The organism is Flavicella sediminum, from assembly GCF_006381105.1.
Lineage (GTDB): Bacteria > Bacteroidota > Bacteroidia > Flavobacteriales > Flavobacteriaceae > Flavicella > Flavicella sediminum.
In genome coordinates this window covers 1-23,451 of sequence record NZ_VDET01000036.1, presented here as the reverse complement: position 1 = coordinate 23,451, position 23,451 = coordinate 1, and the positions used below count along the sequence as shown (strand labels likewise).

The 23,451-nt window shown below is 33.6% G+C and carries 19 protein-coding genes; 7 read left to right on the top strand and 12 right to left on the bottom strand.

Annotation, left to right across the window (positions count from 1 at the left end):
* Positions 1-1,146: a 3,4-dihydroxy-2-butanone-4-phosphate synthase gene (gene ribB / locus FGM02_RS16645; RefSeq protein ID WP_139959702.1), complete on the top strand. Its 1,146-nt coding sequence runs from the start codon at positions 1-3 to the stop codon at positions 1,144-1,146.
* Between the two features lie 68 nt (positions 1,147-1,214).
* On the opposite strand, the gene FGM02_RS16640 is transcribed toward ribB, so the two are convergent.
* The 3 genes from FGM02_RS16640 to FGM02_RS16630 all read right to left on the bottom strand — a co-directional run bounded on the left by FGM02_RS16640 (position 1,215) and on the right by FGM02_RS16630 (position 5,752).
* Entirely contained in the window at positions 1,215-2,075 is an 861-nt protein-coding gene (locus FGM02_RS16640) for a carbohydrate-binding protein (RefSeq protein WP_139959631.1), read from the bottom strand.
* A 286-nt stretch (positions 2,076-2,361) separates the two neighbouring features.
* Positions 2,362-4,161: a cytochrome-c peroxidase gene (locus FGM02_RS16635; RefSeq protein ID WP_139959630.1), complete on the bottom strand. Its 1,800-nt coding sequence runs from the start codon at positions 4,159-4,161 to the stop codon at positions 2,362-2,364.
* 70 nt (positions 4,162-4,231) lie between these two features.
* The gene (locus tag FGM02_RS16630; protein ID WP_139959629.1) at positions 4,232-5,752 is read right to left on the bottom strand and encodes a PhoX family protein; all 1,521 of its coding nucleotides are present in this window, start codon (positions 5,750-5,752) and stop codon (positions 4,232-4,234) included.
* 323 nt (positions 5,753-6,075) lie between these two features.
* Here FGM02_RS16630 and FGM02_RS16625 point away from each other — a divergent pair, with 323 nt between their 5' ends.
* The 4 genes from FGM02_RS16625 to FGM02_RS16610 all read left to right on the top strand — a co-directional run bounded on the left by FGM02_RS16625 (position 6,076) and on the right by FGM02_RS16610 (position 10,319).
* Positions 6,076-7,455: an MATE family efflux transporter gene (locus tag FGM02_RS16625; RefSeq protein WP_139959628.1), complete on the top strand. Its 1,380-nt coding sequence runs from the start codon at positions 6,076-6,078 to the stop codon at positions 7,453-7,455.
* An 18-nt stretch (positions 7,456-7,473) separates the two neighbouring features.
* Positions 7,474-7,707 carry a hypothetical protein gene (locus FGM02_RS16620; protein WP_139959627.1) on the top strand — a complete coding sequence of 78 codons (234 nt, stop codon included), beginning with the start codon at positions 7,474-7,476 and terminating at the stop codon, positions 7,705-7,707.
* 44 nt (positions 7,708-7,751) lie between these two features.
* Complete coding sequence (locus FGM02_RS16615) at positions 7,752-8,987, top strand: DEAD/DEAH box helicase (RefSeq protein ID WP_139959626.1); 1,236 nt, start codon at positions 7,752-7,754, stop codon at positions 8,985-8,987.
* A gap of 543 nt (positions 8,988-9,530) precedes the next feature.
* Positions 9,531-10,319, top strand: coding sequence for a helix-turn-helix domain-containing protein (locus FGM02_RS16610; protein ID WP_139959625.1), 789 nt, complete (start codon positions 9,531-9,533; stop codon positions 10,317-10,319).
* Between the two features lie 10 nt (positions 10,320-10,329).
* Here the strand turns inward: FGM02_RS16610 and FGM02_RS16605 are convergent, their stop codons facing one another.
* Positions 10,330-12,540 (bottom strand): endonuclease MutS2, encoded by a 2,211-nt coding sequence (locus FGM02_RS16605; protein ID WP_139959624.1) that lies wholly within the window; start codon positions 12,538-12,540, stop codon positions 10,330-10,332.
* A gap of 223 nt (positions 12,541-12,763) precedes the next feature.
* Here FGM02_RS16605 and FGM02_RS16600 point away from each other — a divergent pair, with 223 nt between their 5' ends.
* Entirely contained in the window at positions 12,764-13,429 is a 666-nt protein-coding gene (locus tag FGM02_RS16600; protein WP_139959623.1) for a uracil-DNA glycosylase, read from the top strand.
* A 32-nt stretch (positions 13,430-13,461) separates the two neighbouring features.
* On the opposite strand, the gene FGM02_RS16595 is transcribed toward FGM02_RS16600, so the two are convergent.
* The 8 genes from FGM02_RS16595 to FGM02_RS16565 all read right to left on the bottom strand — a co-directional run bounded on the left by FGM02_RS16595 (position 13,462) and on the right by FGM02_RS16565 (position 21,111).
* The gene (locus FGM02_RS16595) at positions 13,462-13,812 is read right to left on the bottom strand and encodes a translation initiation factor (protein ID WP_139959622.1); all 351 of its coding nucleotides are present in this window, start codon (positions 13,810-13,812) and stop codon (positions 13,462-13,464) included.
* Between the two features lie 38 nt (positions 13,813-13,850).
* The gene (locus tag FGM02_RS18130) at positions 13,851-14,027 is read right to left on the bottom strand and encodes a hypothetical protein (RefSeq protein WP_166461212.1); all 177 of its coding nucleotides are present in this window, start codon (positions 14,025-14,027) and stop codon (positions 13,851-13,853) included.
* The gene (locus FGM02_RS16590; RefSeq protein WP_139959621.1) at positions 14,020-14,973 is read right to left on the bottom strand and encodes an isopenicillin N synthase family dioxygenase; all 954 of its coding nucleotides are present in this window, start codon (positions 14,971-14,973) and stop codon (positions 14,020-14,022) included. The genes FGM02_RS18130 and FGM02_RS16590 overlap by 8 nt, the downstream gene beginning before the upstream one ends.
* 58 nt (positions 14,974-15,031) lie before the next feature.
* A complete protein-coding gene (locus FGM02_RS16585) occupies positions 15,032-15,751 on the bottom strand; it encodes a DUF6048 family protein (RefSeq protein WP_139959620.1) in 720 nt (239 codons plus the stop codon).
* Positions 15,732-16,181: a DUF6452 family protein gene (locus FGM02_RS16580; protein WP_139959619.1), complete on the bottom strand. Its 450-nt coding sequence runs from the start codon at positions 16,179-16,181 to the stop codon at positions 15,732-15,734. The genes FGM02_RS16585 and FGM02_RS16580 overlap by 20 nt, the downstream gene beginning before the upstream one ends.
* A 17-nt stretch (positions 16,182-16,198) precedes the next feature.
* Positions 16,199-17,608 (bottom strand): 23S rRNA (uracil(1939)-C(5))-methyltransferase RlmD, encoded by a 1,410-nt coding sequence (gene rlmD / locus FGM02_RS16575; protein ID WP_139959618.1) that lies wholly within the window; start codon positions 17,606-17,608, stop codon positions 16,199-16,201.
* Positions 17,609-17,730: 122 nt separating this feature from the next.
* The gene (locus tag FGM02_RS16570; protein WP_139959617.1) at positions 17,731-19,641 is read right to left on the bottom strand and encodes a DEAD/DEAH box helicase; all 1,911 of its coding nucleotides are present in this window, start codon (positions 19,639-19,641) and stop codon (positions 17,731-17,733) included.
* A gap of 102 nt (positions 19,642-19,743) precedes the next feature.
* On the bottom strand, positions 19,744-21,111 hold the full coding sequence (locus FGM02_RS16565) for a TlpA family protein disulfide reductase (RefSeq protein ID WP_139959616.1): 1,368 nt from the start codon (positions 21,109-21,111) through the stop codon (positions 19,744-19,746).
* A gap of 370 nt (positions 21,112-21,481) precedes the next feature.
* Here FGM02_RS16565 and rpsA point away from each other — a divergent pair, with 370 nt between their 5' ends.
* Entirely contained in the window at positions 21,482-23,278 is a 1,797-nt protein-coding gene (gene rpsA / locus FGM02_RS16560; RefSeq protein ID WP_139959615.1) for a 30S ribosomal protein S1, read from the top strand.
* Positions 23,279-23,451 lie beyond the last annotated feature (173 nt).

Genomic DNA, 23,451 nt, shown 5'->3' with positions numbered 1-23,451 from the left:
ATGACAGATAAAGCAACACAAACAGAAGAAATGAAGTTGAACACAATTCAAGAAGCTATTGCCGATATTAGGGCAGGAAAAGTGGTAATTGTGGTAGATGATGAAGATAGAGAGAATGAAGGTGATTTTATTGCTGCTGCAGAAAAAGTAACTCCGGAAATGATCAACTTTATGGCTACTCATGGTCGTGGTTTGATTTGCGCTCCTTTAATTGAGGAACGTTGTGAAGAGTTAGGATTAAACATGATGGTGAATGACAATACCGTATTGCACAATACTCAATTTACAGTTTCTGTAGATTTAATTGGAAATGGCTGTACTACTGGAATTTCAGCTCATGATAGGTCGAAAACAATTTTTGCCTTGACAGAAAAAAATACACGTCCAATTGATTTAGGAAGACCAGGGCATATTTTTCCTTTGAAAGCTAAAAAAGGAGGCGTATTAAGAAGAACAGGACATACGGAAGCTGCAGTAGATTTAGCACGTTTGGCGGGTTTAAACCCATCGGGTATTCTTGTTGAAATTTTAAACGAAGATGGAACCATGGCTCGTTTGCCACAATTAAGAACGGTTGCCAAAAAATTCGATTTAAAATTAATATCTATTGAAGATTTGGTTTCCTATAGAATGCAACATGATTCTTTAATTCAGAAAATTGAAGATTTTGACGTACAAACTCGTTTTGGTGAATTTAGATTAAGAGCTTACAACCAAACGACAAACGATCAAATTCATATCGCTTTGACCAAAGGTAATTGGAAAAAAGATGAAAGTACTTTGGTAAAAGTTACACCGAATTCTTTCGGAAATGATATTTTAGGAACTCTACAAAATAATATTGACGACAAGTTGCAAAGAATTTTTAACCTTATTAATGAAGAAGGAAAAGGTGCTGTTGTTTTTATCAATCAAGAAAAACAATCTTTTAATTTAAAGCAACGTTTGCAAAATTTAAAATCACCAAGTGCTAACACAGCCAAGTCTACTTCAAATATGGACGATAAAGATTTTGGTATAGGTGCGCAAATTTTACACGACTTAGATATTTACAATTTGAAACTAATTTCAAATTCTGATGTGATTAAAAAGCGTGTTGGAATGACGGGGTACGGACTTAAAATTACAGATAGAGTTTCTTATTAAGAATTCGTTCTTAGAAACAAAAAAGGCTACTTATTTATAAGTAGCCTTTTTTGTTTTCTGTCCTATTGTTACTCTGCTAAACAAGGACTTTGAACAGCATTTTTTGCATACGTATTGTATTTGCTATAGTCGTATTTATTTAAATCAGTAATTAGTATTCTGTCCATACTAAATTGTGAAGACCTACCTGTAATGGTTAAGGTATAAGTTTCTCCTGCTTTAAATTCATAAGTAGCCCAAGGTTTTACACTGTGTAAGTCTAATTGACCGGCTGCATTTTTAAATTCACCCAAACCTCCTGTGCCAAAAAATTTGGTATTTTGTTTGAGTGGCGGTGTTTTGGTGGAATTACGCTCATAATTTTTTAAACAAGGATCCATGGTTCCAGCAACAAAATCCCCTTCCATTTTAATAAAACAATCGTTGTTAGCATCACTAGCAACCCCTTCTGGCTTGGAACTTCTGATCATAAATCTATAGATTCCTGCATTCTGAATTTTAAAAGTATAGGTCAATGGAGAGCTTCCACTAAATGGACCTACATACCTAAGGTAACCTGTTCCCCTGTAACCGGGAATTGAGGTTTCGTAAATCCAATTCCCAAAATCAGATTTGGTGTTTTCCGCTTCAAAAATAAGGATTCCGTTTACTTCTAAAAAAACAGCGCATTTATTGTCTACGGGTGTCGCATTGTTGTCAATAAGCGTAGGAGTAGGCTGAATTATATCACGGCATATAGCAGGACTGCTTTCATCAGTACCACCATCAGTTTCACCATCGGTTCCATCGTCTGTTTCCCCATCAGTTTCATTATCGGTACCGCCATCTATTTCTTCTTGTTCTTCTACAATTGGGTCAGTTTCTGAATTACAACTGAATGTAAAAGATGTAATTAGGACAAAACAAAGTATTTGTAGTTTAGTTTTCATAAGGCTAAATTTAGTTTTGGTTGCGTTTTAGTTTTGTACTAAGTTATTTTATTGCCTTTGTTTGTGAAATTATTTCTCTAGAGGAAATGTTTAAATAGTAAGATGATATGATTCTGTAAAATAAATTTATGTTGTGATTTTTAATTTAGGAATGTCTAGTAAGAATCTAGTTTTAGGGGGATTTTTCCTTATGTTGCCTGTGATTAGCTTTCATAAAAAAACAGAAGCAAACGAAAATTAGCTAGTTTGTTCTGTTTTTTATAAAGGAAAGTAAGTGCCGTTTTTCTTATGAATCGCTTAAAGAATTCATAAATGCAATCAAGTCTTTTATTTCTTGATCGCTTAATTTTAAATTGTCAAAAGGCAAGGTTTGGTGAGGAACATCAAAACCTAAGCCAGCACCGCCTCCTTGGTTGTAAAAATCGAGCACTTCTTCTAAAGTATTGTAAACTCCATTGTGCATATAAGGTGCAGTTAAACTGATATTTCTTATGGTTGGTGTTTTAAACATGCCTTTATGAATGTCTTCTTCGTACAACCAATAAAATCCATTATCTGTATCTAATTGCTTGTTTTCGGCTGTTTTAGGTACACCTATCACTTCTCTTTCTGATTCTTTATAAAATGGAGGAACCGTTCCATTGGTTAGCGGCATAAAATGACAGGTAGCGCACAATGCTTTTCCCATAAATAAATTGACGCCATTTTTTTCCGAAGCTGTATAGGTGTTTTCATCTCCACGAATGTTTTTATCAAACTTAGAACTAAAACCGTTTAAAGTAGAAATGTAAGAAGAAATGGCTTTGATGACCGCTGTATTTCTAGTTGGGACTTTTCCAAAAACATCTACGAACATTTTGGTATAACTCGTGTCTTTTAAAATTTTGTCAGAGAATTGGTGTACCTCGGTATTAAATTCTTGTTTATTTTTAAAAACCAAACCTATTTGATCATTCAAGGTTTCTGAACGTCCATCTAAAAAGAAACTTTTTTGAAAGGCTACATTCACAAGTGTTGGGGCATTTCTTAAGGAATTATTTCCTTGGTTGTCTATGCTCGTTTTGTAACCATCGGTAAAGGCTTTGTCGGGATTGTGACAAGAAGCACAAGAAACGGTATTGTTTGAAGATAATTTTTTTTCAAAAAACAATTTTTTACCCAAAGCTATTTTTTCTGCGCTAGGGTTTCTTTCTGAAGGCTGTGTAAAATACTTAATGTTAAAGGAATTGTCTTCAAAAAAAGTAGCTGCCTCAAAATTAAAAGGAGTTGTGTCTACAGGTTTCCAAATAGCACTTTGTTTCCGAATAGCCACCCAATTACGAGTAATAGGATTTATATAGTCTTTGATAAAAGTATAGCGATCAAAAGTATCAAAATCATTATTTTCTTTGATGAAGTCAACTGCTTTGGCAATATTCATCAGAAATACTTTGTCTAAATTTTTGTCGTTGACTAAAGATTGTAGACTATTTTCATACACAAACTGCAAAGATTTTAAAGAAGTACTCGTTTCTTCAATTCCTAAATGACTGATAGGGGTGTCAAAACCTGTAATTCCAAAACTTACGATTCTTAATAATTGTTGGTGTATTGCAATAAAAAAACGTTGTGGATTGAGTTTTCTTTGTTGAACATTTTTTTTCAACACATGTAAAAGCCCTCTGGTCAATCTAATTTCTTCCTGATAAACTTCTTTAGCAACACCACCTTCGTAAATAGATTCCTCTATTTTTTGAAGTCCGATAGGCGCCAATACCCTGTGTGTGTCATCAGTGAAATTTGGCAACGCAGGTCCGTTAGCTCTATGTCCTACCTCAGGATTTAAATAAGAAACATAAGGTTCCGCCTTTTTAAATTCGGTTCTTACTTTCTTAAATAAATTTTTAGCCATTGAGCTTTGGCTATCGTACATAGCTAAAGAATCGATATACACAATTGAATTGGTGATGCTTTTTGTGTAAAATTTTTGAACTAACTCGAAATTTACTTTTTGAGAGCTTGGTACTTCAGCATTCTTGTTTTTACAGGAAACGGTAAAAATTGCGATACAGATTGCAATAAATTTTACGTTGATGTTTAGGTTCATTATTGTTTATTTTTAATAGGAAAAAGCCTTCACAAAAGTGAAGGCTTTTAAATTTTTATTTTAGATAAAACTATCTAGGCAAACCTTGTAATAAAACTACTTGTCCTCCTTGGTTGTGTGGGAAAGCATTTCCTTTTACAAAAGCATTATTTTTCCAGTAGTGAGGTTGTAAGTTCAATAAGAAAGTGTCTGGTTCTCCTAATTTGTCTGAAACATCCGTCAAAGCTCCAAACTCACCGCTCAATCCTGTTGTTCCGTTTTCAGCTAAGTTTTGCTCAATAACCAATTCTAAAACTACTTTGGTGTCGTTACCACTTAAGTCTGATTGGTAAATATAAGCTGCATGTCCTCTAGAAAAAGAGTTAGGGTCTTCTTGTGTGTAGATAAAGTTTTCTGTAACACAAATGTTGTCTGGACTTTGCAATAAAGCTACATTTCCATCTTGGTTATTACTGTCTGTATTTCCACTAATTACTTGTGTTAATTTTCCTGTTAATGGTGATGCAGCATCTAAAGCTAATTTGTATACAGTTCCCCAGTCGTTGTAAGTACCTTTTCCTGGTCCACGTCCTGTTACAGCAAAATATACATTTCTTCCATTTTCGTCAGCACCTTTTTGGTAGTCTACATCTTCAACTCTCATAAATGCTGAAGCTTGTACAGCAACACAAGCATCTTCCATTTCAGATTTTGTCATGTCTTTTCCGTTAACAATTTCTACAAACTCAACATCATATGTTTTTTGAAAGTCTAATTGTCCTTCGTTGTAAATTTGTCCTGCAGTTACAGCGGTAGTAGTTCCTGCTTCAGAATATTGCTTTAATCTTAATACATAGATTTTACCGTTTTCCAAATCTTGGTCTCCATTTTCAGAGTAGTACAATACTACTTGTCCTTCAGATCCACTTGAATCATCATCTCCTCCAATAATTACTGTTTTTCCAGAAAAAGCATCTTTAGGTAAAGGCACTGCATTTTCCCAAGAGAATTCTCCTAATGCGTCCAAACCAAAATCGGCAGTAGGGTTAGGAGCCATATAAGGATCAATTCCTTTTACATCGTAAGCAATACTTTCAGAAGCAGATAAGAAAATATCTTTCGTTCCTCCATGAATATCGGCTTCCCACATAGTCGCTGAACATTGACGTGCTCTATCTGCAACTTCACCGTTTAACAACCATTCTCCTTTTAAAGGATTCATGTATTCATCAAAATAAGTACGAGATACAGAATAATCGTCTTCAGCATTAGAAATATAAATGTAACCATTGCTATTAGGGTCTTTTAACAAACCAGCACCATCTTGTGCTCCTAACAATTGAAATCCATTCGACAAAACATCTGAAGAACTGATCAAAGCGTAAGCATTTACGTTTGAAAAGTCTGCATGCAAAGATACCAATGGCGCTAAGTTTGATTTGTTTTCAAAAACAGTCTCAGTAGTAGGTGGTGTAAAATCTTCTCCATCTTTACCATCAAGTCCATCTTTTCCGTCCAAACCGTTAATTGCATCTTCTGTACAACTTACCGCAGTTACTGCTACCAATCCAAGTAAAACAGTTTTTAATAAAGATAATTTTAAAATTCTCATAATTGTATTCTTAAAAATTAAATAGTTTACATTTTCGATGCAAATGTATTCGGTCAGTTTTCTAGTTGTGTTATCTTAAAATGTTCTTTGTTTGATGAAAACTTTAATTTCATGTTAAGCTGTAAACAAAAGGTTACTAATTATAATTGCTATAAATAGAGGGTTTGTTGAAATTAATTTTGGAATTATGATTTGATATTTTTAAAGACGGAAAGAAATTTGATTTCTATTACGAATATGTAAATCGTACGGACTTAGCAATTTCTTAAATTTACTGATAGGTAAATACTGTAACTTAGCAAACTCATTTATCTTACGTAAAATTGAATATAGAACAGTATACTTCCGAGTTTAAAAAAAATATGCAATTGGCTTATCCTATTATGTTAGGTCAGCTAGGACATGTGCTTGTTGGGTTTGCAGATAGTATTATGGTGGGTGAATTGGGGCCTGCTCCGTTAGCGGCAGTATCTTTGGCTAACAGCTTGGCTTTTATTGCTTTTAGTGTAGGAATCGGTTTTACCTTTGCTATTACGCCGTTAATTGCTGAAGCACATACGTCAAATAATATTGCTCGTGGGAAAAGTTATTTTCAACATGGAATCTTAATGTCTCTGGTTTTATCATTAGTCCTATGTGGTGTTTTGTTTTTAATGAAACCCTTGTTGTATAAAATGGGACAACCCGAAGAGGTGGTTGCATATGCTTCTCCTTATTTTGACATTGTTATTTATTCTATGATTCCAATGTTGTTGTTTCAAGCCTACAAGCAGTTTTCTGATGGAATGTCGCAAACAAAATTTCCGATGCGTGCAGCAATTGTTGCCAATATCATTAATGTAGGAATTAATTATTTGCTGATTACCGGGAAATTTGGTTTTCCAAGAATGGAATTGATAGGAGCGGGTTTGGGGACTTTAATTTCTCGAGTTTTAATGCTGGCCTTCATTATGTATATTGTACATACAAAAGATGTGTTTTCAGTTTTTGTTGAACGCATTCGATTTTCAAATATTAAAAAACGTTTCCTTTTAAAGGTTTTTCATGTAGGCTATCCTAGTGCTTTGCAAATGTTTTTTGAAGTAGGAATGTTTGCTGGTGGAATTATTTTGGCAGGAATGATTGGAACAGAAGCGCAAGCAGCCAATCAAATTAGTTTGAATTTAGCGACCATGACTTATATGATTGCAGTGGGCTTAGGCGTTACGGCTACCATTCGTGTTGGAAATCAAAAAGGACTGAAGAGTTTTGTCGATTTAAAAAGAATCGCGCTTTCAGTTTTATTTTTAATGTTATTGATTGATATCGTTTTGGCTATTGGATTTATTCTTTTAAAAGATGCACTGCCAATGCTGTATATTCAAGATATTGAGGTAATAAAAATTGCTGCTACTTTATTAATTGTTGCCGGTTTGTTTCAAATTTCAGATGGGATTCAAGTCGTTTTACTAGGCGCTTTACGAGGTTTGCAAGACGTTAAAAAACCGATGGTGATTACGTTTGTTGCCTTTTGGGTCATCGGTCTTCCAATCAGTTATTTTTTAGGTGTGAAAACGGAACTTGGTGCTTTGGGCATTTGGATTGGGATGTTGGTTTCTTTAACATTTTCGGCGATTATGTTGTATCTTCGCTTCCAGAAATTAACAAATTATTTTATTAGCGCACAGAAAGATAAAACTTTGGAAAGCGCCACTAAACTTTAACGATTAAACTTATATTCTATGGAACTTCCTAAATTTTTATTAGGGGATAATACCCAAGCAAACGAAGATGATATTTTTGTGATTCACACTGAATTCCCTCGATTTATTATCAATTTAAAAGATGATGAAATAGAAATGTGGGACGATTTGATTGGTAGTGATGAAGAAGAATTATCATTATTAGTAGCAGAATATATCGAAGCAGCTTCTGTATTTTATGATGCGGAAATGAAAGCTTACGAAGAAGAATAAAAATAAGCAAGTTTTAATTACTTGATGCCTGATACCAAAAACAAATGAATTTCAAAGACTTACAGTTAAATAAACCCATTCTTAGAGCTGTTGCTGAAGCAGGATACGACAATCCTACTTTGGTACAAGAAAAAACCATTCCTAGAGTTTTAGATAAAGAAGATGTAATTGTTTCTGCACAAACAGGTACTGGTAAAACAGCAGCTTTTGCGTTGCCCATTTTACAAATGCTTTTTGACAAGCAAGATGCTGCGAAAAGTGGAAAAAAAACAAGAGCACTTATTGTAAGTCCTACAAGAGAGTTAGCCATACAAATAGAAGAGAATTTTAAGAAGTATGCCGTTTACACCAACTTAAGAAGTATGGTTGTGTTTGGTGGGACTTCCATAGAGCCTCAAAAAGACTTATTGGCAAAGGGTGTAGATGTATTAATAGCAACACCTGGTAGACTTTTAGATTTACACAAACAGGAAATTGTGAATTTAGATTTTGTAGAGACATTGGTTTTAGATGAAGCTGATTTGATGTTGGATATGGGATTTATTGATGATGTTAAGAAAATAGAACGTCTTTGTCCAGCAGACAAGCAAACCTTGTTGTTTTCAGCAACCATGCCTCATAAAGTAAAAGATTTAGCGGGATCTATTTTAAAAGATCCTCAGTTTATAGAAGTTTCTCCAACGTCATCTGTAGCTAAAAATGTAGGACAAGTTTTGTTTTACGTGCCGAAGCCTCAGAAGATGGAATTGTGTTTGCATTTAATGCGAAATACCATTAAAGGAAATATTATCATTTTTAGAAGAACCAAATTTGGTGTTGCTAAACTAGAAAAAACGTTGAAAAAGAATGGTTTTAAGGTAGATAGTATTCACGGAGATAAACCTCAGTCGGAGCGTCAATTAGCAATGGCGAAGTTTAAAAAAGGAGAAATTAATGTACTTGTTGCAACAGATGTTGCCGCAAGAGGGATTGATATCAAAGATTTAGATTCTGTGGTGAATTTTGATTTGCCGAATGTTCCAGAAACTTATGTACATAGAATTGGGCGTACGGGTAGAGCAGGTGAGTTAGGAATTGCTTATTCTTTTTGTTCTCCTGATGAAAAAGCTTATTTGGCAACTATTCAAAAGTTGATCAACACACATATTACGGTAGAGGAAGATCATCCTTATCCTTTAGATCCGAAGGCAAAACCTGAAGTTCATAAAAAACAAGGTAGTAAACATAAAAAAGGACGTAAGTCGGAAGCTTCAAAAAAGAAAAAGAAGCGCTGGTATTAAGAATATTTCAAGCCTTACAAGTTTTTATGACTGGTGGGATTTTTTATTAAGAGTACAAATCATTTAAACCTAACAGGTCTACAAGACCTGTTAGGTTTTTTACACAATTATTTTTATTTGCATATAACCAGCATATTTGTTTTGTAAGAATGATTTGACCAAAGCTTACTGGACTTTTAATATTAATGAGATTTTTTTAGAGTACAAATTGTTTACACCTAACAGGTCTGCAAGACCTGTTAGGTTTTTTTACACAGTTATTTTTATTTGCTCATAAACAACATACCTGTTTTGTAAGAATAACTTGATCAAACCTGTTAGGTTTTCTCATTGCTATTATTTAGATAAAGGCAGCTTGAATTTAGGCTTGTTTTTTTGAAGGCTATGAAAATCCTTAATCAGAATGGCAAATTTTTACATCTAAATTCAAAAAAAAGAAGCGCTAGTAGGAAATCCTAAAAATAAAAACTTTCAAAAAAAGATTTTTTAAGCTATCTTTCTCGCCATACGGGATTTGTAAACGTGTATGTAAAAAAGAGCGAGATGAAGATTTATAGTGGCCCCTATTTAAATGTTAAGTTTGAAAAAAAGAACAACAGATTTATAAACTCTTGGCGCACACCTCCAGACAGTGTGGAGTCTTTTAAAAAGGAGTTATTAGCTTACCGAAGTGCTTTAGAAGAAGTGAATCCAATTCAAATTATTTGGCTACAGCAAAATTTTAAATTTAATATTGATGATGCAACAAAGCTTTGGGTTGAAGAAAATATTTTAAAACCTCGTTATGAAGCAGGTTATGTGGTTTCTGATGAAGATGGCTATCATCCAATAGCTTTTGTGGTTGGACAAGATATACTGTCGCACATGGAGGTAATGGGCGTTTTTGATGAACCTTCACCAAGTGTGTTTAAACCAAAACATTTTGCTACTGAAAAGGAAGCAGAGGATTGGTTGGACAATTCTTTTTCAACAGACACTATTGAAAATGAAAAAACAGAAATCATCTTTAAAGGTTTAGGAGATAACGGAAAAGCCATTTTGGAAGTCCGAAGTCCAACTTCAGAAATTGTACATACCATAAAGTCATTTAAAACCATTTTGGAAGAGAATGAATTTATGAAAAGTCATGTTGATAAATATGCTTCTTTGAGTAAAAGGGAAATAGAAGTTTTATCCTTGTTAGGCAAAGGTGTAAAACACCAAGAAATTGCGGATCAACTTTTCGTTTCTATTCACACCGTACGTGTTCACCTTAAAAATTTAAAACAAAAATTGGAGGTGAAATCCAACTCCGAATTGTTTCAGTATTTTACGGCATTTATAAAGAAGTAAGCGTTGATGCTTACTTTTTTCGCTTGGCAGCTACCACAAGTTCAATTTTATCTAAAGTTGCTTTCGTGGTAAACATTCCATAATCAATTGTGACTTTATTCTTTTCTATTTTGTCGATAATACCGCAGGCTTTTCCATCTATTAACCTCACTTTGTCATTGACTTTAAAAACATAAGAAGCTTTTTCTTTGGCTATTTTTTTAGCCTCAATAATTTTCTCTTTTCGAACTTCAACAACTTGAGTTAAAATTTCTTTTTCAATTTTTTCTAATTGAATTGTTTTTTCTTTTATAACCTCTTTTTCTTTTTTCTTTTGGACTTTGTTTTTCTTAACGGGTGGGTTTAGTTTTAAGTGTTTTGTTTTTTCAATCAGCACCCATTTGTTGAATTCAGCCAATAATTCTTTTTTATTATTGGTTTGAAAATATTTATACAGCAATTCATTTGATTTTCTTCCAAAAGAAAGCATCTTTTGGTTCTTGTCATATAACTCCTGAAAACTGTTAAGTTTGTCTTTTATTTTTTCTTCTTTTTCTGAAAGATTTTCAGTTTGAGCTTTGGCTTTCTGTTGCTCGTTTTCTAAGGCTTGAGAATTTCGTTGCAATTGATTTCTTTCCTTTTGAAGTTTCGAAATGGTTTTATCCAAACGGATTTTTTCGCCTTCTACTTTTTTCTTGGCTCGGTTAATTAGACTAAAAGGAATCCCGTTTTTCTGTGCAACTTCAAACGTAAATGAACTACCTGCCTGCCCGATGTGTAGTTTGAACAAAGGCTCTAAGGTTTTTTCGTCAAACTGCATGTTGGCATTGCTTACATTTTCTAATTCGTTCGCCAAAACTTTTAAGTTAGAGTAGTGCGTAGTAATAACCCCAAAGGCTTTTTTCTCGTAAAACTCTTCTAAGAAAATTTCTGCCAAGGCACCTCCTAATTCCGGATCACTACCGGTTCCAAATTCATCAATTAAAAACAGCGAATGTTTGTTACAACGTTTTAAGAAACCACGCATATTTTTTAATCGATAACTATAAGTACTCAACTGATTTTCTATAGACTGATTGTCGCCAATATCGGTAAGTATGTTGTCAAAGAAATAGGTTTCGCTACGTTCATCTACAGGAATTAACATACCGCTTTGTAGCATGACTTGCAGCAGTCCGATTGTTTTTAACGTAATACTTTTTCCACCTGCATTAGGACCCGAAATAACAATAATTTGTTGCTTTTCATTGAGTTCTAATGTTTGCGGAATAATTTTTAAGTTGGCTGCTTTATTTTTTTCTAACAAAATAGGATGGTAGGCTTCCTTAAAATACACTTTTTTTACATTAGAAAAAGCAGGCAGCAAGGCGTTCAATGAAAGCCCATATTTGGCTTTAGCTCCTACAAGGTCTAATTGGATTAAATATTTTTGATAACTAGCAAACAAAGGAAAAAAGGGTCTGATTTCTTCTGTTAAAACTTTTAAAAGTCTATTTATTTCTTGTTTTTCGTCTTGGTGTAAATTTTGCAATTCTCTGTGCAATTGCAAAGTGGCCTGTGGAGCAATAAAAACAATACTACCCGTTTTAGAGCTTCCCAACAAACTTCCTTTTACCTTTTTTCGGTGCATGGCAAGTACGGCTAAAACTCGTTGGTTATCGACAACAGATTCACGAATGTCATCCAAATAACCAGCACTGTCGTAACGGCTCATTTCTCTTGTAAAGCTAGAACTTATTTTTGAGCGGACATTGTTTATTTCTCTACGAATATCTTTTAAATAGGTAGAAGCATTGTCGGTAACTTCGCCATAAGGTGTAATAATTTTCTGTATGGAAAGAATCGCCGATTTTGTAAATTCAATTTCTTTAGAAACATCATAAAGTGTTGGAAAATATTCTTTGAACTTTTTAAGAAATAGCAATAACTCATTAACCGTTTCAGAATTGGTTGCAATCTTTAAAAATGATTCAGCCACCAATGTACTATTTTCAATTTTCAGTAGACTTATTTCTTTTGAAAGATCTTCAAAATGATGATTAGGAATTCTATTTTCACTAATAAACGAGGCATTGTATTCTTTTACTTGCTGTAGTTCAATAAGTAAATCTGGTTTGTTAGCAATAGGGCTAATGGTTTGCACAGCCGCTCTTCCAAGATCTGAAATACAATGTTCCTCAACACTTTTTAATATTGTATGAAACTCTAAATCGTCTAATGTTTTTTTTGAAATAAAACCCATTTAATTGTCTATTTTTACTTCCCGAAAATTATTCATTACAAGTGTGAATACAGAGAATTTGGCAAAAGTAATCATAAGATGTTTAATTGTGTAATTGTTTTACTGATTAATTGTAGAACTGTTTAATTTGTAAACTATTACGGGACTAGCTAGTTAAACGATTCAATTTTATAGTCGTATAACTTTGCAGCCAAAATATAAACCGTTTAAGAGGACAAATACCATGGATATCAATATAGCAAATAGTTGGCAGTTACAATTGGCAGAAGAATTTGAAAAACCGTATTTCAAAGAATTGATTTCTTTTGTAGACAAGGAATATGAAACGGAAGTATGTTTTCCTAAAAAAGAAGAAATTTTTCATGCGTTTTTAGCATGTGATTTTGAAAAGGTAAAAGTGGTACTTATTGGTCAAGATCCTTACCATGATGTAAATCAGGCAAATGGTTTGTGTTTTTCTGTAGCAGAAGGGATGAAACACCCTCCTTCGCTAGTGAATATTTTTAAAGAATTACAAACTGATCTAGAAAAGGAAATACCTGTTTCTGGAGATTTATCGCATTGGGCAGAACAAGGGGTTCTTTTATTGAATGCTACGTTAACGGTTAGGGCGCATACAGCCGGATCTCATCAAAAGCAAGGCTGGGAAAGCTTTACCGATGCTGTGATTAAAAAACTATCTGAAGAACGAGAAGATTTGGTGTTTTTACTTTGGGGAGGCTTTGCCAAAAAGAAAGGAAAAAAAATAGACAGAACTAAACATTGTGTTTTAGAATCTGGACATCCATCGCCGTTAAGTGCGAATAGGGGCTATTGGTTTGGCAATAAATGCTTCAGTGAAACCAATGCTTATTTAGCATCTAAAGGACTGACTAAAATTAATTGGTAAAAAAAATCGGTAAAAGGTTGATTAAAAATAAATCAACCGCCAACACGTTTTACATTGTAACCGTCTTTTTTTAAAATTTCCATGATTTTATCACGGAATTTTCCTTGGATAATAATTTCACCATCTTTAACGCTACCACCCACACCACATTTAGTTTTTAAGGTTTTTCCTAAAGCTTTTAAATCGGCATCAGTGCCTACAAAACCTTTGATTACGGTTACTGTCTTTCCGCCTCTTCCTTTGTTAGAAAATAAAGCTTCTAAATTTTGTTGCTTGTTTGCTGGAGTTGCTTCTGATTCGTTTTGGTCGTATTCAAAATTATCATTGGTAGAAAATACAAATCCACCTAAATCTGATAAGTTAGAAAGTTTCTTTTTTGACATGATATTTTATTAGTTAGTATCTCGAGCTTGTCGAAGGATTATTTCTTGTTAATTTTTTTCCAGAAGAATAACATAAGTGCTACAGATTCAATGGAAAGTCCGATGGCCAATAATAGACTTCCGTTTCCAGAATTTTCTTTGGAAACACTCATCACAATTCCTGCGATTACCCAAATGAATCCGAGTATAAATATTCTAATTACGTTTTTATCCATTTTTTATCAATCCTAATTCAATCAATCTTTCGGTTAAAAATGCGCCTGCAGTAATATCTTCATAAGCTTTAGGAGAAGTTTCGCTAATACATTCTTCTAAACAATTTAATTTCATGTTGGCTACAGGGTGCATAAAAAATGGTACAGAATAACGAGAAGTCCCCCATAATTCCTGTGGAGGATTTGTTACTCTATGTATGGTCGATTTTAATTTATTGTTGGTCAAACGAGAAAGCATATCACCAACATTGATCATCAATTCATCTGGTTGCGCAACGGCATCAATCCAATCGCCGTTATGGTTTTTGACCTGCAAGCCTTTTCCTTGTGCGCCCATTAACAAAGTAATTAAATTAATATCACCATGCGCAGCGGCACGTTCTGCACCTTTTGGTTTGTCAACAATAGGAGGGTAGTGAATGGGTCTTAAAATACTATTTCCATTATGAATGTACTGATCGAAATAAAATTCATCTATTCCAATGTATAAAGCCAAAGCACGTAAAATATAAGAAGCCGTTTTTTCTAACTGTTGAAAAGTTTCTTTTCCAACGGCGTTAAAATTAGGAACTTCTTTTACTTGAACATTTTCAGGATAAAATTTTTCCAATTCCTCATTGTCAGTAACATACTGGCCAAAATGCCAGAATTCTTTTAAATCACCTTCTTTTTTGCCTTTAGCGCTTTCTTTTCCGAAGGAGGTATAACCACGTTGTCCGCCGCCACCTTCAATTTCATAGGCTTTCTTTAGGTCTTCAGGTAAATCAAAAAAGTTTTTAATTTCAGTATAAAGCGAATCTATAAGTTGCGGTTGTAAAAAATGACCACTCAAAGCAACAAAACCTATTTCTTCAAAGGCTTGCCCAATATTGCTGATAAATTGTTGTTTTTTAATCGGGTCATTGGAAATAAAGTCGGCTAAATTTACGTTGGGTATCTTGTTCATTCTTTTGCTAGTTAAAGGAGTTCAAGTTATTGAAAAAAACAGTTTTAAAAAAGCTGTATTATTTTTTATACAGAGGGATTCTATAGCTGATTGTATAGTTAAAACTTACGCTAGAATTTGTTGCGTAGACTTTGTTAAAACCAGGAATGTATAAGTTTTTAAAATTATTCGGTTCGCTTGCTCCTAATAATTTGGAAAAATTGATGCTAGCTCCTAAATATAAGTTTTTAAAGGTCTCGACTTTCATTCCTAAAACAAAAGAAATCCAATGTGCAGATAGACTGTCAAATTTTTCATTGGCTTCAATAGTTTTTGGCTTAAAATACGCTGTACTTAAATCGCCTGTATCTGTTCCTTGTTGAAAGACCGTATAGCTGTTTAAGGTTTGCGAAAAAGTACTAAAGCCATAACGTGCTCCATAGTAAATTTCATTGTCCATTTCCAACCAATTCTTAAAGGTGTTGATGTTGATTCCTAGATTTATATAAGAACCTTTAGTGGTAAAATTGTAATTGTCTTCTTCAGACGTTTTTTCAATAAATCCAATTTCACCTGCCAAATAAAAATCTTTTCTTAGGCGGTAATCAGCCACCAATTCAAGGCCGCTAAAATTAGCATCTCTTGCACCAATGATCAATTTGCTAAGGTCGGCACCAACACGCAATCCGTATTTCTTTTTGTAAACAATTGAATCTTGTACGCTTGCTTTTTTTTCTTTTTGAGCACTGGCCGTGATAAAAGAAAACACCAAACAAAGACTAATGATATATTTTAACATGTGCTTGTGTTTCGTTTTCAATTATGGCGTTGCTGATATCAATTCGTTGTATCCATACGTTGGTATTGGATACAATTTTTAAATTTTTAAAAGTAGATTTAAATCCACAAGATTCTGAAACAAAAACATCATCTACTTCGTAGGTGAAATCTATTTGATCAACTTCTTTTGTATGAGATAATTTATAGGTAATCGAATTTGCACTAGGGTCTAAGGGGATGTAAATAGAATCAACAATTACGGCATTGTAAATAGAATCCATTTCATTGGCCCAAGCATATAGTGGCACTTCTTTGTATTCTGTTGGATCCTCAACATCATAAAAACTAATAATCAATCGAGGCGTCGTTTCTAGACTACAAAAATCATCAATTTCACAGGAATAAATACCGACAAGTGCAACGAATAAAGCAAATACATATTTTTTCATACAGAATAAATGATTTTTTAAATCAGTTCTAAAAGTACCACGTTTTCAACATGATGCGTTTGTGGAAACATATCTACCGCTTGTGTATTGGCGACTTTGTATTGTTCTTTCATCAAGCTTAAATCTCTAGCTTGAGTGGCAGAATTACAACTTACATAGACCACTCTTTTTGGTGCAATTTTTAAGATTTGTTCAACAACCTTTTTGTGCATTCCGTCTCTTGGAGGATCGGTAATAATAACATCTGGTTTTCCGTGTTTGTCAATAAATTCAGAAGTAAATACATCTTTCATATCACCAACATAGAATTCTACATTGTCAATTGCATTGAATTCTGCATTTCTTTTGGCATCTTCAATAGCTTCTGGTACCGACTCAACACCAATAACTTTTTTTGCTTTTTTAGCAACAAATTGAGCAATGGTTCCTGTTCCTGTATACAAATCGTAAACTAATTCTTCACCAGTTAGTCCGGCAAGGTTACGAGTCACTTTGTACAATTCGTAGGCTTGTTTAGAATTGGTTTGGTAAAAAGATTTGGCATTTATTTTAAAACGCAAACCTTCCATTTCTTCAAATATGTGATCACGACCTGCAAATAATTCTATTTTTTGATCGTAGATAGTATCGTTTGCTTTTCCGTTGATAATGTATTGAAGCGAAGTGATTTGCGGGAATTTTTCTAAAACGAAATTTAGCAATAATTCTCTTTTTTCCTTATGTTCTTTGTAGAATTGGATCACCAACATGATTTCTCCTGTTGAAACAATACGAAGCATTAATGTTCTAAGTAATCCATCTTGTGCTCTTGGATCGAAAAATTCTATAGCATTTGCAATCGCAAATTCTTTGATGCTGTTTCTAATATCATTCGAAGGATCTTCTTGTAAATGGCATTTTTCAACATCTAAAATTTTGTCCCACATTCCTGAAATGTGAAAGCCTAAGGCATTTTTACTGTCTACTTCCTCTTCAGAGTTTATTTCTTCATAGGTTAACCAACGGTTGCTAGAAAAAGAAAATTCCATTTTATTTCTGTAGAAATATTGCTCTTCACAACCTAAAATAGGAGTGACCTTTGGCAATTCAATATGTCCAATTCTTTGTAAGTTATTGGTCACCTCTTTTTCTTTGTAAAAAAGTTGGTCTTCATATTTCATATGTTGCCATTTGCAACCACCACAATGTTCAAAATGTACACAAGCGGGTTCGGCTCTTTTATCCGAATACTTGTGGAATTTTGTAGCGGTACCTTCAAAATAGGCTTTGCGCTTTCTTCCGGTTCTAATATCTACAATATCTCCAGGAATGGCATTTGTTAAAAAAATAACTCGGCCGTCCGGAGCCTTTGCTACTGACTTTCCTCTGGCACCAGCATCTACAACTTCTATATTTTCAAAGGTGTAATTTTTCTTTTTTCTACTCATGCTGCAAAGATACTTTTTTAAACCAAAAAATCATGTTAAAAAGTAAGCTTGTTGTTTGGTCTGAACATAAAAAAAGCAGGAAAAATAAATTTCCTGCTTTCTTAATATACTATGTATTGTGTTTAGCTTCTGCGTCTTCCAAATCCTGCACTTCTATCAGGTCTGTCAGAACTTCTTCTTTCGCTAGAACTACTGCGGTCACTTCTGTCAGGACGATCGCTGCTTCTTCTTTCCGGTCTGTCAGAACTTCTTCTTTCGGGACGGTCTCCGCTTCTTCTCTCAGGTCTATCGCTACCACCTTCTCTTCTGCTTCTTTCTGGTCTATCAGATCTTCCACCTTTTGCTTCAAAACGTCTTCCTCTTCCTCTGTTGCGTTCTTCACCGCCACGTCTTCTTCCGCCGCCACCTGAACCAGAACGTTTTTTCTTTTCTGTAATTTCAACATTTACATTTCTACCATTAAAAGTAGTGTCTACAAAGGCACCAATAGTTTCTTCTGTAAAGTTTTTATCCAATTCAAAGAAAGAAAAAGTATCTAATATTTCTATTTGACCTATTTCTACATTGTCAGTTATTTTTTGCTCGTTGATCAATCCAATTAATTTCCCTGGATTCAATTCGTCTTTTCTACCTAAGTTGATAAAGAAACGCGTCATGTTTTCATCATCTCTAGATCTTCCTCTATCGTCGCTTCTAGTTTCTCTTTCAGAATCATTCAAATCTCTTGAATTTGCGTAATGCTTTAAGAATTTATTGAATTCAACAGAGACAAATTTTTGAACTAATTCTTCACGATTAAGTCCTTCTAAACTAGCGTAAATATCTACTAAGTAAGTTCCGATTTGCTCTTCGTTTACTTCCGTTTCTTTTACGTTATTTATTAAGCTAAACAATTGGCTTTTACAGATTTCTTCACCTGTAGGTACCATCATTTTTTCAAATTTCTTTTTTAGCTTTCTTTCAATAGGTCTTAATTTACCCATTTCTTTGTTGGTAACTAAAGCAATAGAAATACCTTTGTTTCCAGCTCTACCAGTTCTACCACTTCTATGTGTGTATGCTTCTGTTTGATCTGGTAATTTATAGTTGATTACATGTGTTAGGTTGTTTACATCTAACCCACGAGCGGCAACATCTGTTGCTACTAATATCTGTAAACTTTTATTTCTAAACTTTTGCATAACACCATCACGTTGTGCTTGAGATAAATCTCCGTGCAAAGCATCGGCATTGTAACCGTCTTCAATTAAGTTTTCAGCTACTTGAGCTGTTTCTCTTTTGGTTCTACAGAATACAATTCCGTATACATCAGGATTTGAATCACAAACTCTTCTTAATGCAGGATATCTGTTTCTTTCGGTAACTAAATAGTATTGGTTTTCAACATTATCAGAACCTGTGTTTTTAGTTCCAGCAGTAATTTCTACCGGATTATTCATGTAGTTCTTAGCAATTGATTCCACTTCTCTTGGGAATGTTGCCGAGAACAATAATGTTTGTTTGCTATCCGGAGTTACTTCTAATACTTGATCCAGTTCATCTTTAAATCCCATGTTCAGCATTTCATCTGCTTCATCTAAGATCAACCATTTTACGTTGTCAAGTTTAAGTGCTCTTCTTTTAATTAAATCAACAGTACGTCCAGGAGTACCAACAACAATTTGTACACCTTTGTTTAATCCTCTAATTTGGTCTTGGATATTTGCACCACCATAAACGGTAAGTACATTTACTCCTTTCATGTATTTAGAGAAATCTTGGATGTTTTTTCCAATTTGAACCGCTAATTCTCTTGTAGGAGAAAGTATGATTGCTTGTGTTGCTTTACTGCTGGCGTCAAGATTTTGTAAAATTGGCAAACTAAATGCAGCCGTTTTTCCTGTTCCTGTTTGTGCAAAGGCTTTTAAATCTTGTGTAGATGCAATTACTTGAGGAACTGCTTTTTCTTGAATTTCCGAAGGAGTTTCATATCCTAAATCGGTTAGTGCTTTTAGGATTTCATCATTTAATCCTAGTTCTTTGAATGTCGACATTATATATAAGTTATTGACTTACAAAATAATATCGCTATCTTGCCAGTCAGTGTTAAAAGTTGGCAAAGGTACGCCTAATAGTTGCATTAATCTAATAAAGACCTAGTTATTTTGAAAAGCCTCTAGATGTTTCGAGAACTTGTTGTCTGTAATATTTGTATAACTATTTGCAACAATTCCATTTTCAGATAAAAGTATGGTTCTTGGAAAACCACTGGTATTGTATTTGTGACCCTCACTAGTTTGGGTTAAATAATAAGGTTCTAATCCTTGTGCAGAATTCTTGTTTTGTAAATCTGTGTTGATTCCAATAAAAGCAATGTTCGGATGCTTTTTTGATAAGTATTGAATTCTGTTGGTTAAATATTCAGGCTTTACAAAATGATCAGACCAATAATAAAGTATGGTTTTCTTTTTGTTTGAAACTTTGTAAATACTGGTTTTTACGCCTTCCTTTGTAATGATTTCAAAATCTTCTAAAATTTGATCTTTTTTGAGAGTTTCTTTATCTGAAATTAATTTCTCAATATTTTTAATGTCTTTTTTATCTGTAGAAATTTTTAAGAATAGATTTAAAACTTCTAGATCATCGTTGTTGTCTTGAATAAGATTGTGCAAAATGTTCCCCATCAACAATTGGTTTTTAAAGTTTTTAAGATGAATATTTTTGTCCACTGATTTAAAAAAGCAAATTCGAACGGAACAGCTAGAATCTTTTTTTGCTTTTAAATTACAAAACGACTGATTGTATAAATAATTGATAATATAACCTGTATAAGCATAATAGCCAATTAAGGTACTGTCGTTAATATTTGTGTGCTCGCGATAGTCATAGAACTGTTCACTCAGTTTTGGAAATGAATCGGCATGTGTTATTTTTTTGTGAGCCAAAGGATAGTATTCCATCTTTTTAAATAGTGGATATTTTATGGTTGCTCTAGCTAGGTTGATAAAGTCATCAGAAATTTCAGGATGCTCGATTAAGAATTCTTCTAGTTGTACATCGCGCAATTCTTTTAATAAGGTAACCTTGTCTTTAAATTCAATAGGAGAAAGATTGTAATGTGTTCTAAATGAATAATCATCTTTTTCGTTTTCTAAAAAAAGATTGACCAAGTATTCGTTTTTATCAGAACCATGACCTGAAAAAACTAAAGATTGATCAAAGTCTAAAGTATTTAAATTAATCATGATACTGTCAGATTTTTCTAAAAAAACATACTGCAATTCACTACCATGATAAAACGTATACAAGCCTTCTTCTAGATGGTTGTATTTTTTTAGAAAGTGATTTTCTTCGTTTAAGAAGAGTGTGTCTATAACTGATTCACCTTTTTTTAAGGTTATAAAGTTGCTGTTTGGATTGATGACCTGACCACCGAAATAAATAGCGTCTTTTTCAGAGTGAGACTGGTTTTTACAGCTCATCCCTAAAACAACAAGAAACGTATAAAGTAAATATTTAGTCATACTAATTAGGTTTAGACACAGAACAAAAATAAGGATACCATTATGGTAGCGCTGTTAACATCCTGTTAAAAGGATTGGCTAAAAATTGAAGAATATTTGTGGTTGTTTGGTTTGATGAGCTAATCTGTTGGTACTTAAAAATTTAAGAAAATATAGAACTTGTCCGTTTTGAGATAAAAGAAAATTTTAGAAATAAATATATTCTCGGTTTTAATTGTTGGTAAATTAGATAATTAGATGTAAATTTGCACTCCTTTTTACGAGTACAGATTTAAGAAAAGGAAATATATATTTTATAACTAACAATCTCTTAGGGTTGATTTCGTTTAAATAATCTGGTTAACAATAAGATACAAATAGTAAAGACAACATGTCTGAAGAATTAAAAAACGAAGTGGAAGCTCAGGAAGTACCTGCAGTTGAAACTGTAAATCCAGAACAATTTTTAGCAGATTTCGATTGGCATAAATACGAAGAAGGTATTGAAGCAGTAGATGAAGCTAAATTGAAAGAATTTGATTCAGCTTTAGAAGGAACTGTAGGTTTCGTAAATGAGTTGGATGTTATCGAAGGAACAGTAACTAGAATTACTGAGCGTGATGCTATCATCGATATCAATTCAAAATCTGAAGGTGTAATCTCTTTAAACGAATTCCGTTACAACCCTAACTTAGCTGTTGGTGATGTTGTTGAAGTATTGGTTGATAAAAGAGAAGACGTTTCTGGTCAATTAGTATTGTCTCACAAAAAAGCGAGAGTAATCAAAGCTTGGGATAGAGTAATCAACGCTCAGGAAACTGGTGAAGTAGTTAACGGTTTCGTTAAGTGTAGAACTAGAGGAGGTATGATTGTTGATGTTTTCGGAATCGAAGCATTCTTACCAGGTTCTCAAATTGACGTAAAGCCAATTAGAGATTACGATCAGTATGTAGATAAAACAATGGAATTCAAAGTTGTGAAAATCAACCACGAATTTAAAAACGTTGTAGTTTCTCATAAAGCTCTTATTGAGGCGGATATCGAAATCCAAAAAAGAGAGATTATTGGTAAGTTAGAAAAAGGACAAGTTCTTGAAGGTATTGTTAAAAACATTACTTCTTACGGTGTATTTATCGATTTAGGAGGAGTAGATGGTTTGGTACATATTACTGATTTATCTTGGTCAAGAATCAATCACCCATCTGAGGTAGTTGAATTAGATCAAAAATTAAATGTTGTAATCTTGGATTTTGATGATCAAAAAACAAGAATTCAATTAGGATTGAAACAATTAAACGCTCACCCATGGGAAGCTTTAGATGCTGAATTGAAAGTTGGTGATAAAGTAAAAGGTAAAGTAGTAGTACTTGCTGATTACGGTGCGTTTATTGAAGTAAACCAAGGAGTAGAAGGATTGATCCACGTTTCTGAAATGTCTTGGTCAACTCATTTACGTTCAGCTCAAGACTTTGTGAAAGTTGGAGATGAAGTAGAGGCAGTTGTATTGACTTTAGATAGAGAAGACAGAAAAATGTCTTTAGGTATCAAACAATTACATCCAGATCCATGGACAGATATTACAAAGAAATATCCTGTAGGTTCTGCGCATAAAGGAACTGTAAGAAATTACACAAACTTTGGTGTTTTCGTTGAGCTAGAAGAAGGAATTGACGGATTGGTTTATATTTCTGATTTATCATGGACTAAGAAAATCAAGCACCCATCTGACTTTGTAAATGTTGGAGATGTGTTAGACGTTCAAGTTTTAGAATTAGATGTTGAAAACCGTAAGTTAAACTTAGGTCATAAACAAACTCAAGACAACCCATGGGATGGACACGAAGCTACTTATAGCATCGATTCAGTACATGCAGGTAGTATCAAAGAAAAAACTGACAAAGGAGCAATTGTAACTTTTGCTGATGGAGTTGAGGCTTTCGTACCAGGTCGTCATTTAGAGAAAGAAGATGGAAGCAAACTTGGAAAAGGGGATGCTGCTGACTTTAAAGTATTAGAATTCAACAAAGAATACAGAAGAATTGTTGCTTCTCATACGGCTATCTTTAGAGAAGAAGAGGTTAAGAATATCAAAGCTGCGGCTAAGAAAGCAGAATCTGCTGACAAAGCTACATTTGGAGATATCTCTGGTCTTGCTGACTTGAAGAAAAAAATGGAAGGAAAAGAGTAGTTTCTACTTTTTTACACATATAAAATCCCCATCTAATTTAGATGGGGATTTTTTTTGTGCTCTATTTTTTTGTCTCTTTTAATAGTTGTGGTTTTGCTCGTTCGGTTGAACTGTATTTTTATAAGAGGAATGTGTTTGTAAAAGCTAGAAAGTTATGGATCAGGTGCAAAAGT

Bases quoted from the DNA above. Each gene is read 5' to 3' on its own strand.
- ribB (WP_139959702.1), top strand. From the start codon at position 1: ATGACAGATAAAGCAACACAAACAGAAGAAATGAAGTTGAACACAATT.
- FGM02_RS16640 (WP_139959631.1), bottom strand. From the start codon at position 2,075: ATGAAAACTAAACTACAAATACTTTGTTTTGTCCTAATTACATCTTTT.
- FGM02_RS16635 (WP_139959630.1), bottom strand. From the start codon at position 4,161: ATGAACCTAAACATCAACGTAAAATTTATTGCAATCTGTATCGCAATT.
- FGM02_RS16630 (WP_139959629.1), bottom strand. From the start codon at position 5,752: ATGAGAATTTTAAAATTATCTTTATTAAAAACTGTTTTACTTGGATTG.
- FGM02_RS16620 (WP_139959627.1), top strand. From the start codon at position 7,474: ATGGAACTTCCTAAATTTTTATTAGGGGATAATACCCAAGCAAACGAA.
- FGM02_RS16615 (WP_139959626.1), top strand. From the start codon at position 7,752: ATGAATTTCAAAGACTTACAGTTAAATAAACCCATTCTTAGAGCTGTT.
- FGM02_RS16610 (WP_139959625.1), top strand. From the start codon at position 9,531: ATGAAGATTTATAGTGGCCCCTATTTAAATGTTAAGTTTGAAAAAAAG.
- FGM02_RS16605 (WP_139959624.1), bottom strand. From the start codon at position 12,540: ATGGGTTTTATTTCAAAAAAAACATTAGACGATTTAGAGTTTCATACA.
- FGM02_RS16600 (WP_139959623.1), top strand. From the start codon at position 12,764: ATGGATATCAATATAGCAAATAGTTGGCAGTTACAATTGGCAGAAGAA.
- FGM02_RS16595 (WP_139959622.1), bottom strand. From the start codon at position 13,812: ATGTCAAAAAAGAAACTTTCTAACTTATCAGATTTAGGTGGATTTGTA.
- FGM02_RS18130 (WP_166461212.1), bottom strand. From the start codon at position 14,027: ATGGATAAAAACGTAATTAGAATATTTATACTCGGATTCATTTGGGTA.
- FGM02_RS16590 (WP_139959621.1), bottom strand. From the start codon at position 14,973: ATGAACAAGATACCCAACGTAAATTTAGCCGACTTTATTTCCAATGAC.
- FGM02_RS16585 (WP_139959620.1), bottom strand. From the start codon at position 15,751: ATGTTAAAATATATCATTAGTCTTTGTTTGGTGTTTTCTTTTATCACG.
- FGM02_RS16580 (WP_139959619.1), bottom strand. From the start codon at position 16,181: ATGAAAAAATATGTATTTGCTTTATTCGTTGCACTTGTCGGTATTTAT.
- rlmD (WP_139959618.1), bottom strand. From the start codon at position 17,608: ATGAGTAGAAAAAAGAAAAATTACACCTTTGAAAATATAGAAGTTGTA.
- FGM02_RS16570 (WP_139959617.1), bottom strand. From the start codon at position 19,641: ATGTCGACATTCAAAGAACTAGGATTAAATGATGAAATCCTAAAAGCA.
- FGM02_RS16565 (WP_139959616.1), bottom strand. From the start codon at position 21,111: ATGACTAAATATTTACTTTATACGTTTCTTGTTGTTTTAGGGATGAGC.
- rpsA (WP_139959615.1), top strand. From the start codon at position 21,482: ATGTCTGAAGAATTAAAAAACGAAGTGGAAGCTCAGGAAGTACCTGCA.